Here is a 15,222-nt window from a genome sequence, read left to right as displayed (position 1 = left end):
GCGGATGACTCCTTCTGTCGGGAGGGGACTTCAGAGGACCTTGGCGAGGAAGGCGCGGGTGCGTTCGTGCTGCGGGTCGTCCAGCACCCGGGCGGGCGCGCCCTGTTCGACGACCACGCCGCCGTCCATGAAGACCACCGTGTCGGCGACCTCGCGGGCGAAGCCGATCTCGTGGGTGACCACGATCATGGTGGTGCCGGTGCGGGCCAGGTCCTTGATCACGTCGAGGACCTCGCCGACCAGTTCGGGGTCGAGCGCCGAGGTCGGCTCGTCGAACAGCAGCACCTTGGGCTCCAGAGCGAGCGCCCGGGCGATGGCGACGCGCTGCTGCTGGCCGCCGGAGAGCCGGCGCGGGTACTCGGCGGCCTTGTCGGCGAGACCGACCCGCTCCAGCAGTTCGAGGGCCCGGGCCCGGGCCTTGTCCTTGGGGACGCCGAGCGCGCCCACCGGGGCCTCCACCAGGTTCTCCAGCACGGTCAGGTGCGGGAACAGGTTGAAGTTCTGGAACACGAAGCCGAGCCGGGTGCGCTGCTTGAGCACCTCGCGCTCGGGCAGTTCGCGCAGCTTGTCGCCGACCCGCCGGTAGCCGATCAGTTCGCCGTCCACCCGGACGTACCCCTGGTCGAGCTTCTCCAGGTGGTTGACGGCGCGCAGCAGGGTGGACTTGCCGGAGCCGGACGGGCCGAGCACCACCGTGACGGTGCCGGGGCGGACGTCGAGGTCGATGCCGCGCAGCACCTCCAGCCGTCCGAACCGCTTGTGCACGCCGCGTACCTCGACCATCGCCGTGGTGCCGTCGCCGCTCATGCCCGCTTCTCCTTGATCTCGGTGACGGCGGCGCGCAGCCGCTGCCAGGGGGTGGGGGGCGCGTGGCGTTCGCTGCCGCGGGCGAAGTAGCGCTCGACCCAGTACTGGACGAGCGAGAGGGCGGTGGTCAGCAGCACGTACCAGACGGTGGCGACCATCAGCAGCGGCACCACCCGGCCGGTGCGGCCGTAGATCACCTGGACCTGGTAGAAGAGCTCGCCGATCGCCATCACGTAGACGATCGAGGTGCCCTTGAACAGCGAGATCACCTCGTTGGCGGCGTTCGGCAGGATGCCGCGCATGGCCTGCGGCAGCACGATCCGCCAGGCCTGCCGGAACCTCGGGATGCCGAGCGCGGCGGCCGCTTCGAGCTGTCCGGCGTCCACCGCGAGCACCCCGCCGCGGATGATCTCGGCGGCGTACGCGGCCTGGTGCAGGGCGAGGCCGAGGACGGCCGCGCCGAGTGCGCCGAGCAGGTCCATGGTGCCGAAGGAGACGAAGCTCGGGCCGAACGGGATGCCGATCCCGATCCGCCGGTACAGGTACGCCAGGTTGAACCAGAACACCAGCTGCACGATCAGCGGGATCGAGCGGAACGCCCACACGTACGTCCAGGCGATGGTGCGCAGGATCGGGCTGCCGGACAGCCGCAGCGCGGCGATCACCGCGCCCAGCGCGAAGCCCAGGACGGTTCCGTAGGCGGTGAGTTGGAGCGTGACGCCGACCGCGCGCAGGATGCTGTCGGAGAACACGAAGGTGCGGAAGGTCGGCCAGTCCCAGCCGGGGTTGACGGCCAGCCCGTGCAGGAACTGGGCGGACAGCACCAGCGCGGCCAGGCCGGTCACCAGCCGCCAGGGGCGGCGGTGCGGGACGATCGTCAGCTCGCCGACGCCGTCCGCCGGCGGTCTCAGGGACGGGGCTTTCTCGGGGGTCACGGCGGTCATCGGGGCTCCGTGGTCAGGAGTGCTCGGGCGGGTTGATCTCGGACTTGGTGATCGCCGAGTCGGTGGTGCCCCACTTGGCCAGGATCTTCTGGTACGTGCCGTCCTTGATCAGCTCGTTGACGGCGGCCTGGAAGGCGGGCGGGAGCGTCGAGCCCTTCTTGAACGCGAAACCGACGTCGAGGCGGTGGTACTCGCCGAGGAAGCGGGTCTTCGCGGTCGGCTGGTTGGCCTGGTAGCGCAGGCCGTTGATGGTGGACATCACCACGTCCAGGCGGCCCTGCTGGAGGCCGGTGATCACGGCGGCGTTGTCGGAGAAGGACTTCACCTCGTACGGCTTCTTGCCGTTCTGGGCGCAGACCTCCTTCTTGGCGTTCAAGGTGGCCTCGAAGGTGGTGCCCGCGCCGGTGCCGACGGTCAGGCCGCACAGCTGGACGAGGTCGGTGACGGAGTTCAGCGCGGTGTTGTCGGAGCGCACCGCGAAGCCCTGGCCGTCGTCGATGTAGGTGACGAAGTCGACGGTCTTCAGCCGGGCCTCGGTGACGCCGAAGTTGCCGGTGCCGACGTCGTACTTGCCGCTGCCGAGCGCGGGCAGGATGGTCTCGAACGCGGCGTCCTCGCGCTGCACGGTGATCCCCAGCACCTTGGCGACGCCGTTGACCAGGTCGACGTCCAGCCCGGCGACCTCGTGCTTGCCCTCCGGGTAGTACGCCGCGGGCGCGGCGCCGACCGAGCCGCCGAGCTTGATGCTGCCGGCGGCCTTGACGTCGGCGGGCAGCAGCGCGGCGGCAGCCTCGTTCTTCTGCACGCCGGACAGGACGTCCTGGCTCGGCTGGACGCCGACCGGCGGCGCGGCGCTGGAGGTGGTCGCCGGGTCGGAACCGCAGCCCGCCAGGGCCAGCGCGGCGACGGAGGCCAGGGCGACGGCGGGGAGGTGGCGCTTCATCTGGAGGGTGCCTTTCCGGCCGCCTCGGCGGCCAGGTCTTGCGGATGCGGGGCGGTGGTGCGGGTCAGGTGCTTCTCGAACGGCAGCGGTCCGCCGTCCGGCGCGGTCCGCGCGCGGACGTCGAACAGCGGGGTGTAGCCGGCCGCCAGGTAGAGGCCCTTGGCCTCGGGCTGCCGGGGTCCGGTGGTGAGGAAGATCCGCCGGTAGCCGGTCTCCCGGGCGGCGTCCTCCAGTTCGGCCAGGACGCGCAGGCCCAGGCCCTGCCGGCGGTGCGCGGCGGCGGTCCACATCCGCTTCACCTCGGCGGTGTCCGCGTCGTAGCGGCGGTAGGCGCCGCCGGCCACGGGTTCGCCGTCGCGCAGCAGCAGGAGCAGCAGGCCGTGCGGCGGGGCGAACTCCTCGGCGCCGTAGCGGGCCATCTCCTCGCGGCCGCCGGGGCCGTAGCGGGTGACGTACTCGTGGGTGAGTTCGCGGACCAGCGGCTCGGTGAGGGGGTCGCCGAGGACGGCCCGCTCGACGGTCAGCGCGCTCATGCCGCGGCGGACTCGGTCCGGGCGGCCCTGGCGGCGTCGCGCTTGGCGACCTCCTCGCGGACGATCGGGATGACGTACCGGCCGAAGTCGATCGCGTCGCCGATGTGGTCGTAGCCGCGGGCGGAGAGGATGTCCACGCCGAGGTCGTAGTAGTCGAGCAGCGCCTGGGCGACCGTCTCGGGGGTGCCGACCAGGGCGTTGGAGTTGCCGGCGCCGCCGGTGGCGGCGGCGGTCGGGGTCCACAGCGCGCGGTCGTAGCGCTCGCCGGCCTCGGCGATCTCCACCAGCCGCTGCGAGCCGGCGTTCTCCGGCCCGTCGGCGCTGGTCAGCCGTCGGCGCACCAGGTCGTCGGCCTCCCGGCGGGCCTTGATCGCGGCGACCGTGCGGTGCGCCTTCTCCCAGGCGAGTTCCTCGGTGGGCGCGATGATCGGCCGGAAGGCGACCTGGATCCGCGGGGTGTCGGTGCGCCCGGCGGCCCGGGCGGCGGCCTTGACCAGCTCGATCTGCTCGGCGGTGCGGGCCAGCGGCTCGCCCCACAGCGCGTAGATGTCGGCCTCGGCGCCGCCGGCGGCGAACGCGGCGGGCGAGGAGCCGCCGAAGGAGACGTTCGGGCGGGGCTGCTGGACCGGGAAGACGTCCGAGACGAAGTCGTTGAAGCGGTAGAACTCGCCCTCGTGGTCGAAGGGTTCGCGGCTGGTCCAGGCCTTCTTGACGATGCCGATGTACTCGCGGGTGCGGGCGTAGCGGCGGTCCTTGGGCAGGAAGTCGCCCTCGCGCTGCTGCTCGTGGTCGTTGCCGCCGGTGATGAAGTGCACGGTGAGCCGGCCGTCACTGATCCGGTCCAGGGTGGCGAAGGTCTTGGCGGCGAAGGTCGGGTACGAGACGTTGGGCCGGTGCGCGAGCAGGATCTGCAGCCGGTCGAGCTTGGCGGCGAGGTACGCGGCGGAGGCGGCGGGCTCGGGCGCGCCGGCGCCGTAGGCGAACAGCACCCGGTCCCAGCCGTGGTCCTCGTGGGCGCGGGCCAGGCGCAGCGTGTAGTCGCGGTCGAAGGCGTGGGTGGTGCGGGCGGTGGTCTCCGAACCGTCGCCGGTGGCGGCGATTCCGAGGAACTCGACGGGCATGGTGGAGCCTCTTCCGGTGGGGCGGTGCCGCGGCCCGGGCATGCCGGGGGACGCCTCGGCGGGTGGGTGCGGGGCGGCGGCGGGTGGGTGGGAGTCCAGTGGGTAGGGCGCGTGACGGTGCGCCGGCTCGGGAGCGAGCGGAAAGGCGGAGGAGGAGGCGGCAGCGTGCGCCTGTCGATCCGTCCGGGCGGACGGCTTCCCGGCCCGCTACGGGGCGACCGAGGGAGGACCCCCGAAGGGGAGCAGGGCCGGTCAGGCGGCCCGCTGCCGGGTCAGCCGCGACACGCGGCGGACCACACCCGACCGAAGTCGATGTGGCCTCGCGTCACGAGGGCGGGCTGCTCGGCTGTCATGTCGAACAGTTGAGCAGTGCCGCCGACGGCCCGTCAACCTTTCCCGCCAGTACGAAACACCGACGTCACACCCGCGTCCTTGACAGCCTCCGCTCGCTCACGCGTACGATCGAAACGGAGCGAGAACTGCCCGGGCCCGGTCGAACTGCCGCCAGGCCCAGCCGCGTTGAGGGACGCGGCACGCGTGAGTGACGGCATGCGGCCACTACCCGCCCCGCCGCCCGTTGGAGCACCTCCATGGCCTCGCCCGCCGTCCCGTCCGCCGACCTCCGGTCCACCACGCCACCGTCCCCGTCCGGCGGGGCGCCCGACGGCCCGTCCGCCGCCACCGGCCCCGCCGCCCTGGCGGCACTGCCGATCGTGCCCCGCCGCCGCCCCGGGCGGTACGTCAGCGGCGCCCTGGCGCTGCTCGCCACCGCCCTGCTGGTGCGCTCGCTGGCCGGCAACCGGGCCTTCGAGTGGTCGGTGGTCGGCGCCTACCTGACCGCCCCGTCGATCATGCGCGGCCTGCTGCTGACGCTCTGGCTGACCGGCGCGGTGACGGCCCTCGGCTTCGCCCTGGGCACCGCGCTGGCGGCGGCCAGGCTCTCGGGCAACCCGGTGCTCCAGAGCCTGAGTTGGAGCTTCGTGTGGATCTTCCGGGCCACCCCGCTGCTGGTCCAGCTGCTGCTCTGGTTCAACATCGGGGCGCTGTACCCGACGCTGTCGCTGACCCTGCCGTTCGGCGGCGAGCTGTTCGCGGTGAAGACGGTCAACCTGCTCGGCCCGGTGCTCACCGCCCTGATCGGCCTGACCCTGCACGAGGCCGCGTTCGCCGCCGAGGTGGTGCGCTCCGGCGTCCTGTCGGTCGACCAGGGCCAGCTGGAGGCGTCCGCCTCGCTGGGCCTGAGCCGGGGCCGGGTGCTGCGCCGGATCGTGCTGCCGCAGGCGATGCGGTCGATCCTGCCGCCCGCCGGGAACATGCTGATCGGCACCCTCAAGGGCACCTCGATCATCAGCGTGCTGGCCGTCCACGACCTGCTGTTCTCCGCCCAGCTGATCTACAACCAGACCTACCGGGTGATCCCGCTGCTGATGGTGGTCACCCTCTGGTACGTCGCGGTGACCAGCGTGCTGTCCGTCGGCCAGTACTACCTGGAACGGCACTTCGCCCGGGGCGCCTCCCGCGACGGCCTGCCGCCGACGCCCTGGCAGCGGGCCCGGGCCCTGTTCCGGCGCACGGTCGGGCGGTGAGCGCGGTGCCCGTACTGGTCGTGGTCGGAGCCGGGCCGCGCGGCACCGGCCTGCTGGAGCGGATCGCCGCCAACGCGTCCGAACTGCTGGGCCCCGGCGTCCGGTTGGACGTCCACCTGGTCGACCCGCACCCGCCCGGCGGGGGCCGGATCTGGCGGCACGCGCAGTCCCCGCTGCTGCGGATGAACTCGATGGCCGAGGACGTCACGATGTTCACCGACGAGCGCACCACCATGGACGGCCCGGTCCGCCCCGGCCCCTCGCTCGCCGAGTGGGCCGCCGACCCGGCCGCCCACCCCCCGTACCGGCCGGTCGAGGACCCGGAGGTGGCCGCGGAACTGCGCGCCCTGGCCCCCACCGACTTCCCGACCCGGCGCGCCCAGAGCGGCTACCTGGACTGGGTGCTGCGCCGGGCCGCCGAAGAACTCCCGGACAACGTACGGCTGTTCGTCCACCAGGACACCGCCCTGCGGATCACCGGCGACCCGGACGGCCCGCAGCGCGTCCACCTCTCCGACACCGTGCTGCTCGCCGACCGGGTGGTGCTCGCCCTCGGCCACCTCGACTCCGCGCCCGGCCCCGTCACCGCCGCGCCCCGCGCCTTCGCCGACCGCCACGGCCGCACCTACCTGCCGCCCGCGTTCACCGCCGACGCCGACCTGTCCGCCCTGGCCCCCGGCGAGGACGTGGTGGTCCGCGGCCTCGGCCTGGCCTTCGTCGACCTGGTCGCGCTGCTCACCGAGGGCCGCGGCGGCCGCTTCACCCCCCGCCGCGGCGGCGGCCTGCGCTACCACCCCTCCGGCCGCGAACCCGTGCTGCACGCGGGCTCCCGGCGCGGCGTCCCGTACCACGCCAAGACCGGCTACCGGCTCCAGGGCCCGCCCCCGCCGCTGCCCCGCTACTTCGGGTCGGATCTCGAACTCCCGCACGAGAACGTCGACTTCCGGCGCGACCTGTGGCCCGCCATGGCCAAGGAGATCGGCTTCGGCTACTACCACGAGCTGTTCCACGGCCACCCCGAACGCACCACCCTGCCCTGGGCGGAGTTCCTCGCCGGCTACGACCGCCACCCCTGGGACAGCCCCGAGCACGCCGTCCTGGTCGCCGCCGCCGTCCCCGCCCCCGAGGACCGCCTCGACCTGGAACGGCTCGACCGCCCGCTCGCCGGCCTGCGGGTCGGCAGCCCCGCCGAGCTCCAGGAGCACCTGCGCGCCCACCTGCGCGCCGACCTGGCCCGCCGCTCCGACCTCCGGCACAGCGCCGACCTCGGCGCCTTCTACGCCCTGCTCTCGCTCTACGGCCAGCTCGTCCACCTGCTGCCCGCCCACCAGCTCACCGCCCGCTCCACCGCCGCCGACCTCGACGGCTGGTGGCACGGCTTCTTCTCCTTCTACGCCTCCGGCCCGCCCGGCTTCCGGCTGGAACAGCTGCTCGCCCTCTCCGACGCCGGACTGCTGCACTTCCTCGGCCCGGACCTGCGCGTCGACCTCGACGAGCGGCACGGCACCTTCCGCGCCTCCTCCCCCGCCCTGCCCGGCCACCACGTCCACGGCACCGCCCTGGTCGACGCCTTCCTGCCCAAGCACGCCCTGGACCGCAGCAACGACCCGCTGCTGCGCCAACTGCTCCGGGACGGACGGATCGACGAGGAGCTGCTGACCGATCCGGACGGCCACACCTACCGCTCAGGACTGATCCGCACCGACCCCGAGGCCCGCGTCCTCGACCCCGCCCTCGGCGGCCCGCACCCCCGCCGCACCGCCCTCGGTGCCCCCACCACCACCCGCGCCCCGGCCGCCTTCGCCCGCCCGCGCACCGACGCCCCGTCCTTCCGCCAGAACGACGCCGTCGCCCGCCGCCTGCTCACCGAGCTGCAGAAGGAGGGCTGAGGGACCGGACCGCCGGACACCCGCACCGGATACGCTCCAAGCACCCGAGCCCTCCGGAGAACCGCCATGGCCAAGCAGCCCCCGCACCGCGACCCCGACCAGGACGCCCCGCACGTCGCGCCCCCGGCCCGCGCCGCCGCCGGCCTGCCCGCGATCGGGCACACCCTGCGGATGGCCGCCGAGCAGATGTCGCCGGGCCGGACGCTGGCCACCCTGCGCCGGATCAACCAGCCCGGCGGCTTCGACTGCCCCGGCTGCGCCTGGCCCGAGCCGGACAAGCCGCACCTGGCCGAGTTCTGCGAGAACGGCGCCAAGGCCGTCGCCGAGGAGGCCACCGAGCGCCGGATCACCCCGGCCTTCTTCGCCGAGCACCCGGTGGCCGACCTCGCCGAGCGCTCCGGCTACTGGCTCGGCCAGCAGGGCCGGCTGACCGCGCCGATGCTGCTGGCCGAGGGCGCCACCCACTACGCGCCGATCGGCTGGGACGAGGCCTTCGCGCTGATCGCCGAGGAGCTGGCCGCGCTCGGCTCCCCGGACGAGGCCGCCTTCTACACCTCCGGCCGCACCTCCAACGAGGCCGCCTTCGCGTACCAGCTGTTCGCCCGCAAGCTCGGCACCAACAACCTGCCGGACTGCTCCAACATGTGCCACGAGTCCTCGGGTTCGGCGCTGACCGAGACGCTCGGCGTCGGCAAGGGCAGCGTCTCGCTCAAGGACCTGTACCAGGCCGACCTGATCATCGTCGCGGGCCAGAACCCGGGCACCAACCACCCCCGGATGCTCTCCGCCCTGGAGCGCGCCAAGCGGGCCGGCGCGAGGATCGTCAGCGTCAACCCGCTGCCCGAGGCCGGCCTGGAGCGGTTCAAGAACCCGCAGACCCCGCGCGGCCTGGTCGGCGGCGGCACCAAGCTCACCGACCTGTTCCTGCAGATCCGGCTCGGCGGCGACCTCGCCCTGTTCCGCGCCCTCAACCACCTGCTGCTCACCACCCCGGGCGCCGTCGACGAGGACTTCGTCGCCGAACACTGCGCCGGCTACCAGGAGTTCGCCGCCCAGGCGGCCGAGCTGGACCGGGCGGCCGTGCTGCGCGCCACCGGCCTGCCCTGGGAGCAGATCGAGCAGCTGCACCGCCTGGTGCTGGGCGCGCGGAAGGTGATCGTCTGCTGGGCGATGGGCCTCACCCAGCACAAGCACTCCGTCCCCACCATCCGCGAGGTGGTCAACTTCCTGCTGCTGCGCGGCAACGTGGGCCGCCCGGGCGCCGGCGTCTGCCCCGTCCGCGGGCACAGCAACGTCCAGGGCGACCGCACCATGGGCATCTTCGAACGCCCCTCCGCGGCCTTCCTGGACGCCCTGGGCGAGGAGTTCGGCTTCGAGCCGCCGCGCGCGCACGGCCACGACACCGTCGACACCATCCGGGCGATGCGCGACGGGCGGGTCAAGGTGTTCTTCGCGATGGGCGGCAACTTCGTTTCCGCGAGCCCCGACACCGGCGCCACCGAGGCCGCGATGCGCCGCTGCCGGCTCACCGTGCACGTCTCCACCAAGCTCAACCGCTCGCACGTGGTCACCGGCGCCCGCGCCCTGATCCTGCCCACCCTCGGCCGCACCGACCGCGACCTCACCGCCGCCGGGCAGCAGTTCGTCAGCGTCGAGGACTCCATGGGCGTGGTCCACTCCTCCCGCGGCGGCCTGCGCCCGCCCGCGCCCGGCCTGCTCTCCGAGGTCGCCATCGTCGCCCGGCTGGCCCGCGCCGTCCTCGGCCCCCAGGACCCCACCCCCTGGGAGGAGTTCGCCCTCGACTACGACCGGATCCGCGACCGCGTCGCCCGGGTCGTCCCCGGCTTCGAGGACTACAACGCCAAGGTCCGCCGCCCGGGCGGCTTCGCCCTCCCGCACGCCCCGCGCGACAGCCGCACCTTCCCCACCGCCACCGGCAAGGCCAACTTCACCGTCAACCCGCTGACCGCCCCCGACGTCCCGGCCGGCCGGCTGCTGCTCCAGACGCTGCGCTCGCACGACCAGTACAACACCACCGTCTACGGCCTGGACGACCGCTACCGCGGCATCACCGGCGGCCGCCGCGTCGTCCTGGTCAACCCGGACGACGCCGCCGGACTCGGCCTCGCCGACGGGCAGTTCGTCGACCTGGTGAGCGAGTGGACCGACGGCACCGAACGCCGCGCCCCGCACTTCCGGGTGGTCCACTACCCGGTCGCCCGCGGCGGCGCGGCCGCCTACTACCCGGAGACCAACGTCCTGGTGCCGCTGGACTCCACGGCCGACGTCAGCAACACCCCGACGTCCAAGTCCGTCCTCGTCCGCCTCGAAGCGGAACGCTGAGCGAGCGCCCGGCGCCGGAGGGCGCGGCCGCCGGGAGTCCGGGGCCGGGGCGGTCCACCGCGCCCGGCCCCCTCGGCCTCAGCCCGCCGACCGGCTCCCCGACGGCGACGCCGAGTCCGATCCGCCGGGTGAGCCCGACCCGCTGGGCGTCCCGCTCGAACCCACCGAAGCCGAAGCCGAACCCGAAGCCGAGCCCGAGCCGCTCGGCGAGGCCGGAGCGGACCCGGACCCGGAGGGCGTGCCGGGCACCACCGGCGAGGCCGGACCGCCCGGCACCGTGGGCACGGTGGGCCGGGTGGGCGCGGTGGGCAGGGTGGGCGTGCCGGGCGTGTTCGGCGCGGTGGGCGTCGGCGACGCCGCGGGCGGGGACGGGAGCGTCGAGGGCTTGGCCGGCTCGATCTTCGTCTCGCCCACCTTGACGTCCGGCACCTTCCACGCACCGCCCGCCTCGTCCGCCGCGTCGTCCCCGTCCGGGCGCACCGCGCCCAGGATCGGCATGGCGCCGATCTGCGAGATCTTCACGACGTCACCGGTGTGCGGGGCCTGGACGATCAGCCCGCCGCCGATGTACATGCCGATGTGCGTCGCGCCGCCGAAGTAGACGATCAGGTCGCCGGGCCGGATCTGGTTCAGCGCGACGTGCTTGAGCCGCGCCCACTGCTCCTGGCTGGTGCGCGGGATGGGCAGCCCGGCGTGCAGCCAGGCCTGCGAGGTGAGGCCGGAGCAGTCGAACACGTCCGGTCCGGCGCCGCCCCACACGTAGTCCTTGCCGAGCTGCTGGAGCGCCCAGGCGACCGCCTTGCGGCCCATCGCGGAGGGCGTCCGCTCGCCCTTGCCGAGCGCCCCGGAGGCGAGGAAGGCGATCTGGGCCTCGTTGGCCTGCTGCTTCTCCAGCTCGGCCAGTTCCCCGCGCTGGGCGCCGGTGAGCGAGCCGACCAGCTGCTCGACCGTCGCCAGCTTGCCGGCCACGTCGTTCTTGGCCTTCTCCTGCTCGGCGGCCAGCGTCTTGGCCTCGGCGAGCGCCTGCTCGGCGGAGGTCCGCAGCGCGGTGAGGGTGTCCCGGTCGGCCTTGAGCCGGTCCAGGAACTCCTTCTGCGAGCGCCCGGCGGAGTGCAGCAGTTCGGCGATCACCACGGCTTCGTACGGGTTCTCGGCCATCAGCAGCTCGGCGTACCCGGAGACCTGGCTGTTGCGGTACTGCGCGGAGGCGAGCTGGGAGGCCAGGTCGGTGCCGGCGTCGACGGCGTCCTGCTGCCGCTCGGCCCGCGAGTCGAGGTCGTCGACGGCGGCCTGCTTCTCGGCGAGCGCGGCGACGGTGCCGTTGTACTTCTCGGTGGCGGCCTCGGCCTCCTGGTACAGGCCGTGCAGCTGTTCGAGCAGCGGCCCGAGGGTGCGCTTGGCCTCGGCCAGCGGGTCGGCCCCGGCGGAGACGGTCGGGGCGCCCGGGTCCGGGACCGCGTACGCGGCCGAGGCGAGGACCGGCAGGGTGAGCGCGGCGGCGGCGAGCACCGCTCCGCAGCGCAACGCGGCGCGCACCCACGGTCGCAGGCCGGTCGATTCGGTCCGCTGTCCAGCCCCCATCGGCCGGCCCTCCCCTGGTTGTCCGTCGGCGATCGGACCGATCCTGCCACGCGGACCCCTGTTCGGGGCAGACGGTTTCCGGGCCGCCTGGTGAATTCTCATCCGCCCGGGGGTGTGAGAACCGTCTCACGCGGGGCGCCGGCCTCCACGGAAACCGGCGGCCCCGGCAACTCCCGCGCCACGAACGGAACCGGTGCTCCGCGCCCAGTTAACCTCCCGTTCACCATCCCTCCCTACCTTCGCCGAGGACAGCAACGTCAGTCCGACCACTACGACGATTGTTTGGGTATGGAACACATCACGTTCCTGGTGGCCGTTGTGATCATCACGGCGCTCGCCTTCGACTTCACGAACGGCTTCCACGACACCGCCAACGCGATGGCCACCTCCATCGCGACCGGCGCGCTCAAGCCCAAGGTCGCCGTCGCCATCGCGGCGGTGCTCAACTTCGCCGGCGCCTTCCTCTCGGTGAAGGTCGCCACCACCATCTCGGGCGGCCTGGTCAACGAGAAGGCCGGACTGCAGCCCTCGATCATCTTCGCCGCCCTGGTCGGCGCGATCCTGTGGAACCTGCTGACCTGGCTCAAGGGCCTGCCCTCGTCCTCCTCGCACGCCCTGTACGGCGGCCTGATCGGCGCCACGGTGGTCGGCGTCGGCCTGCACGGGGTGAACTTCTCCACCGTGGTCTCCAAGATCCTGATCCCGGCGGTCGCCTCGCCGATCATCGCGGGCGTGGCCTCCTGGGGCGCCACCAAGCTGGCCTACCTGATCACCCGGGGCGCCCCGAAGGAGGGCACCGAGAAGGGCTTCCGCCGGGGCCAGGTCTTCTCGTCCTCGCTGATCTCGCTCGCGCACGGCACCAACGACGCGCAGAAGACCATGGGCATCATCACGCTGACCCTGATCTCGGCCGGCGCGCTGCACAAGGGCGACGGCCCGCCGGTCTGGGTGATCGTCAGCGCGGGTCTGGCCATCGCGCTGGGCACCTACATGGGCGGCTGGCGGATCATCCGCTCGATGGGCTCCGGCCTGGCCGACATCAAGCCGCCGCAGGGCTTCTCCTCGGAGACCGCGGCCGCGACGGTGATCCTGACCTCCTCGCACATGGGCTACGGCCTGTCCACCACCCAGGTCTGCTCCGGCGGCATCATGGGCGCCGGCCTGGGCGGCCCGTCCGGGAAGCTCCGCTGGGGCATGGTCCGGCGGATGGCCTACACCTGGGGCCTGACCCTGCCGGCCGCCGCGGTGGTCTCCGGCCTGGCGGCGCTGGTCGCCGACCGCGGCGACTGGGGCGTGGCCCTGGTCGGCCTGGCACTGGTGCTGGGCGCCGGCGCGATGTGGCTGATCTCGCGCCGCCAGCCGGTGCACGCGGACAACGTCACCGCGGCGGACGCGGCCCCGGTCACCGTCGAGCTGCCCGCCCCCGCCGCCCCCACCACCCTCGCGGCCTGAGAGGAACCACCGCCATGAACATCAAGTGGGCCGCACTGGCCGAGACCGCGGGCGTCAGCCTGTTCGTCACGCTCGCCGTGGTCGCCGTCTTCGCGCTCGGCAACCTCGCCCTGTCCCGCCGGGAGGCGGCCGTCGCGGCGGGCACCGGCCGGGGCGTCCCCGCCCTGGTCGCCGCGGGCGTCTGCTTCGCGGCCTGCGCCGCCGTGGTGCTGTACGGCATCTCGCTGATCGCCGCCAAGTAGCGCGCACGCCGCGGCGCGCACCGACGCAACCCGCACGACGCGACGCCGCGCACCGACGCAGCACGCACGACGCCGCGCACGCACGCACCGCACGCACGACGAAGGGCCCCCGCCGCAGTGGCGGGGGCCCTTCTCGCATGTCGGTCGGCCGCGTCGGCGGCCGGTCAGTCGGAGACCAGCTCCTCGGCCTTGGCCCCGGCCCCGGCGGTGGCCGCGGGCCGCTCCTCGTTGGAGGTGCGCAGCGGCACCTCGCGGATGAACAGCACCAGCAGGAAGCCCACCGCCGCGAACGGCGCGGCGATCAGGAACACCGTGCCCACGCCGTGCCCGAAGGCGTCGGTGACCAGCGGGACGATCTGCGCGGGCAGCTTCTTGAGGTCCGGGATGCCGTCGCCGCCCGTCCCGCCGGCGGGGATGCCGGCCTTGGCGAAGTTCTCCGCCGTGTAGCTGGCGACCTTGTGGCCGAGCAGCGCGCCGAGCGCGGACACGCCCATCGCACCGCCCATGGTGCGGAAGAAGGTGACGGTCGAGCTGGCCGCGCCGAGCTCGTGGCGCGGCACCGTGTTCTGCACCGCGAGCACCAGGTTCTGGCTGGTCAGGCCGAGGCCGATGCCGGTCACCAGCATGTAGAGGGCGAGCAGCGGGTACGAGCTGTCGGCCCGGGCGGTGCCCAGCAGGCCGAGGCCGACGGCGAGCAGCACGGTGCCGGCGACCAGGAAGCCCTTCCACTTGCCGTACTTGGTGATCAGCTTGCCGGCCACCGTGGAGGAGACCGCCAGGCCGATGATCATCGGCAGGGTGAGCAGGCCGGCCTGGGTGGGGGTCTTCTCCTTGGCGAGCTGGAAGTACTGGCCGAGGAAGGTGGTGGTGCCGTACATGCCGACGCCGACGAAGGCGCTGGCCAGCGCGGCGAGCGCGACGGTGCGGTGACGGAACAGGCCGAGCGGGATCAGCGGCTCGGCGGCGCGCTTCTCGACGGCGACGAACAGGCCGGCCAGCGCCAGGCCGCCGAGCACCATGACGGCGGTCTGCCAGGAGGCCCAGTCGTAGTTCTTGCCGGCCAGCGAGATCCAGATCATCAGCAGGCTGACCGCGGCGGTGATCAGCACCGCGCCCAGGTAGTCGATCCTGGGCTTGCGGGCGGCGGCCTCGGGGAGCTTGAGGGTGCGCTGCAGCACCAGGATGGCGATCAGTGCGAACGGGACGCCGACGTAGAAGCACCAGCGCCAGCCGAGCCAGGAGGTGTCCACGATGACGCCGCCGATCAGCGGGCCGCCGATGGTGGCGAGCGCGAAGACGGCGCCGAAGTAGCCGCTGTAGCGGCCGCGTTCGCGCGGCGGGACCATCGCGGCCAGGCAGATCTGGCCGAGCGCGATCACGCCGCCGGCGCCGATGCCCTGCAGCACCCGGCAGAAGATCAGCATGCCGATGCTCTGCGACAGGCCGGCCAGCGCCGAGGAGAGGACGTAGATCACCATGGCGATCTGGACCAGCAGCTTCTTGCTGACCAGGTCGGAGAGCTTGCCCCAGAGCGGGGTGGCGGCGGTGATCGCCAGCAGGGCGGCGGTCACCACCCAGGTGTACGCGGACTCGCCGCCGTGCAGGTCGGTGAGGATCCGCGGCAGGGCGTTGGAGACCACCGTGGAGGAGAGCACGGCCACGAACAGGCCGAGCAGCAGGCCCGAGAGGGCTTCGAGTACCTGGCGATGGGACATCTGGTCCTGCGGGGGTGCCGGGGGGGTCGACGACATGCGTTTCCTTCGACTTAAATTTCGTTGCCT

The 15,222-nt window shown here is 73.4% G+C and carries 12 protein-coding genes; 5 read left to right on the top strand and 7 right to left on the bottom strand.

The window, feature by feature from the left end; genetic code table 11:
- Positions 1-30: 30 nt before the first annotated feature.
- From OO48_RS01910 to OO48_RS01890, 5 genes are read right to left on the bottom strand one after another with little or no spacing between them, the layout of a single operon-like run.
- A complete protein-coding gene (locus OO48_RS01910; protein ID WP_033212105.1) occupies positions 31-807 on the bottom strand; it encodes an amino acid ABC transporter ATP-binding protein in 777 nt (258 codons plus the stop codon).
- On the bottom strand, positions 804-1,751 hold the full coding sequence (locus OO48_RS01905) for an amino acid ABC transporter permease (RefSeq protein ID WP_033212104.1): 948 nt from the start codon (positions 1,749-1,751) through the stop codon (positions 804-806). The genes OO48_RS01910 and OO48_RS01905 overlap by 4 nt, the downstream gene beginning before the upstream one ends.
- A gap of 13 nt (positions 1,752-1,764) precedes the next feature.
- Positions 1,765-2,694, bottom strand: a complete 930-nt coding sequence (locus OO48_RS01900; protein WP_033212103.1) for an ABC transporter substrate-binding protein — start codon at positions 2,692-2,694, stop codon at positions 1,765-1,767.
- On the bottom strand, positions 2,691-3,227 hold the full coding sequence (locus OO48_RS01895) for a GNAT family N-acetyltransferase (RefSeq protein ID WP_033212101.1): 537 nt from the start codon (positions 3,225-3,227) through the stop codon (positions 2,691-2,693). The genes OO48_RS01900 and OO48_RS01895 overlap by 4 nt, the downstream gene beginning before the upstream one ends.
- Positions 3,224-4,348, bottom strand: coding sequence for an LLM class flavin-dependent oxidoreductase (locus OO48_RS01890; RefSeq protein ID WP_033212099.1), 1,125 nt, complete (start codon positions 4,346-4,348; stop codon positions 3,224-3,226). Before OO48_RS01890 ends, OO48_RS01895 begins: the two co-directional genes overlap by 4 nt.
- Before the next feature lie 590 nt (positions 4,349-4,938).
- Here OO48_RS01890 and OO48_RS01885 point away from each other — a divergent pair.
- The 3 genes from OO48_RS01885 (at position 4,939) to OO48_RS01875 (ending at position 10,166) form a co-directional block, all read left to right on the top strand.
- Positions 4,939-5,934, top strand: coding sequence for an amino acid ABC transporter permease (locus OO48_RS01885; protein WP_033212097.1), 996 nt, complete (start codon positions 4,939-4,941; stop codon positions 5,932-5,934).
- Positions 5,931-7,823: an FAD/NAD(P)-binding protein gene (locus OO48_RS01880; protein WP_033212095.1), complete on the top strand. Its 1,893-nt coding sequence runs from the start codon at positions 5,931-5,933 to the stop codon at positions 7,821-7,823. The genes OO48_RS01885 and OO48_RS01880 overlap by 4 nt, the downstream gene beginning before the upstream one ends.
- Positions 7,824-7,889: 66 nt before the next feature.
- Positions 7,890-10,166, top strand: coding sequence for an FdhF/YdeP family oxidoreductase (locus OO48_RS01875; protein ID WP_033212093.1), 2,277 nt, complete (start codon positions 7,890-7,892; stop codon positions 10,164-10,166).
- 78 nt (positions 10,167-10,244) lie between these two features.
- Here OO48_RS01875 and OO48_RS01870 read toward each other — a convergent pair whose 3' ends face one another.
- Positions 10,245-11,747 (bottom strand): C40 family peptidase, encoded by a 1,503-nt coding sequence (locus OO48_RS01870; protein WP_157845360.1) that lies wholly within the window; start codon positions 11,745-11,747, stop codon positions 10,245-10,247.
- 288 nt (positions 11,748-12,035) lie between these two features.
- Here OO48_RS01870 and OO48_RS01865 point away from each other — a divergent pair, with 288 nt between their 5' ends.
- On the top strand, positions 12,036-13,199 hold the full coding sequence (locus tag OO48_RS01865) for an inorganic phosphate transporter (protein WP_033212088.1): 1,164 nt from the start codon (positions 12,036-12,038) through the stop codon (positions 13,197-13,199).
- A gap of 14 nt (positions 13,200-13,213) precedes the next feature.
- Complete coding sequence (locus tag OO48_RS01860) at positions 13,214-13,441, top strand: hypothetical protein (protein ID WP_033212086.1); 228 nt, start codon at positions 13,214-13,216, stop codon at positions 13,439-13,441.
- Positions 13,442-13,605: 164 nt separating this feature from the next.
- Here OO48_RS01860 and OO48_RS01855 read toward each other — a convergent pair whose 3' ends face one another.
- On the bottom strand, positions 13,606-15,156 hold the full coding sequence (locus tag OO48_RS01855) for an MDR family MFS transporter (protein ID WP_483413973.1): 1,551 nt from the start codon (positions 15,154-15,156) through the stop codon (positions 13,606-13,608).
- Positions 15,157-15,222: the final 66 nt, after the last annotated feature.

It is taken from the genome of Kitasatospora phosalacinea, assembly GCF_000716545.1.
Lineage (GTDB): Bacteria > Actinomycetota > Actinomycetes > Streptomycetales > Streptomycetaceae > Kitasatospora > Kitasatospora phosalacinea.
The sequence above is the reverse complement of the archived record's forward strand: the minus strand, read 5'-3'. Positions and strand labels throughout refer to the sequence as shown.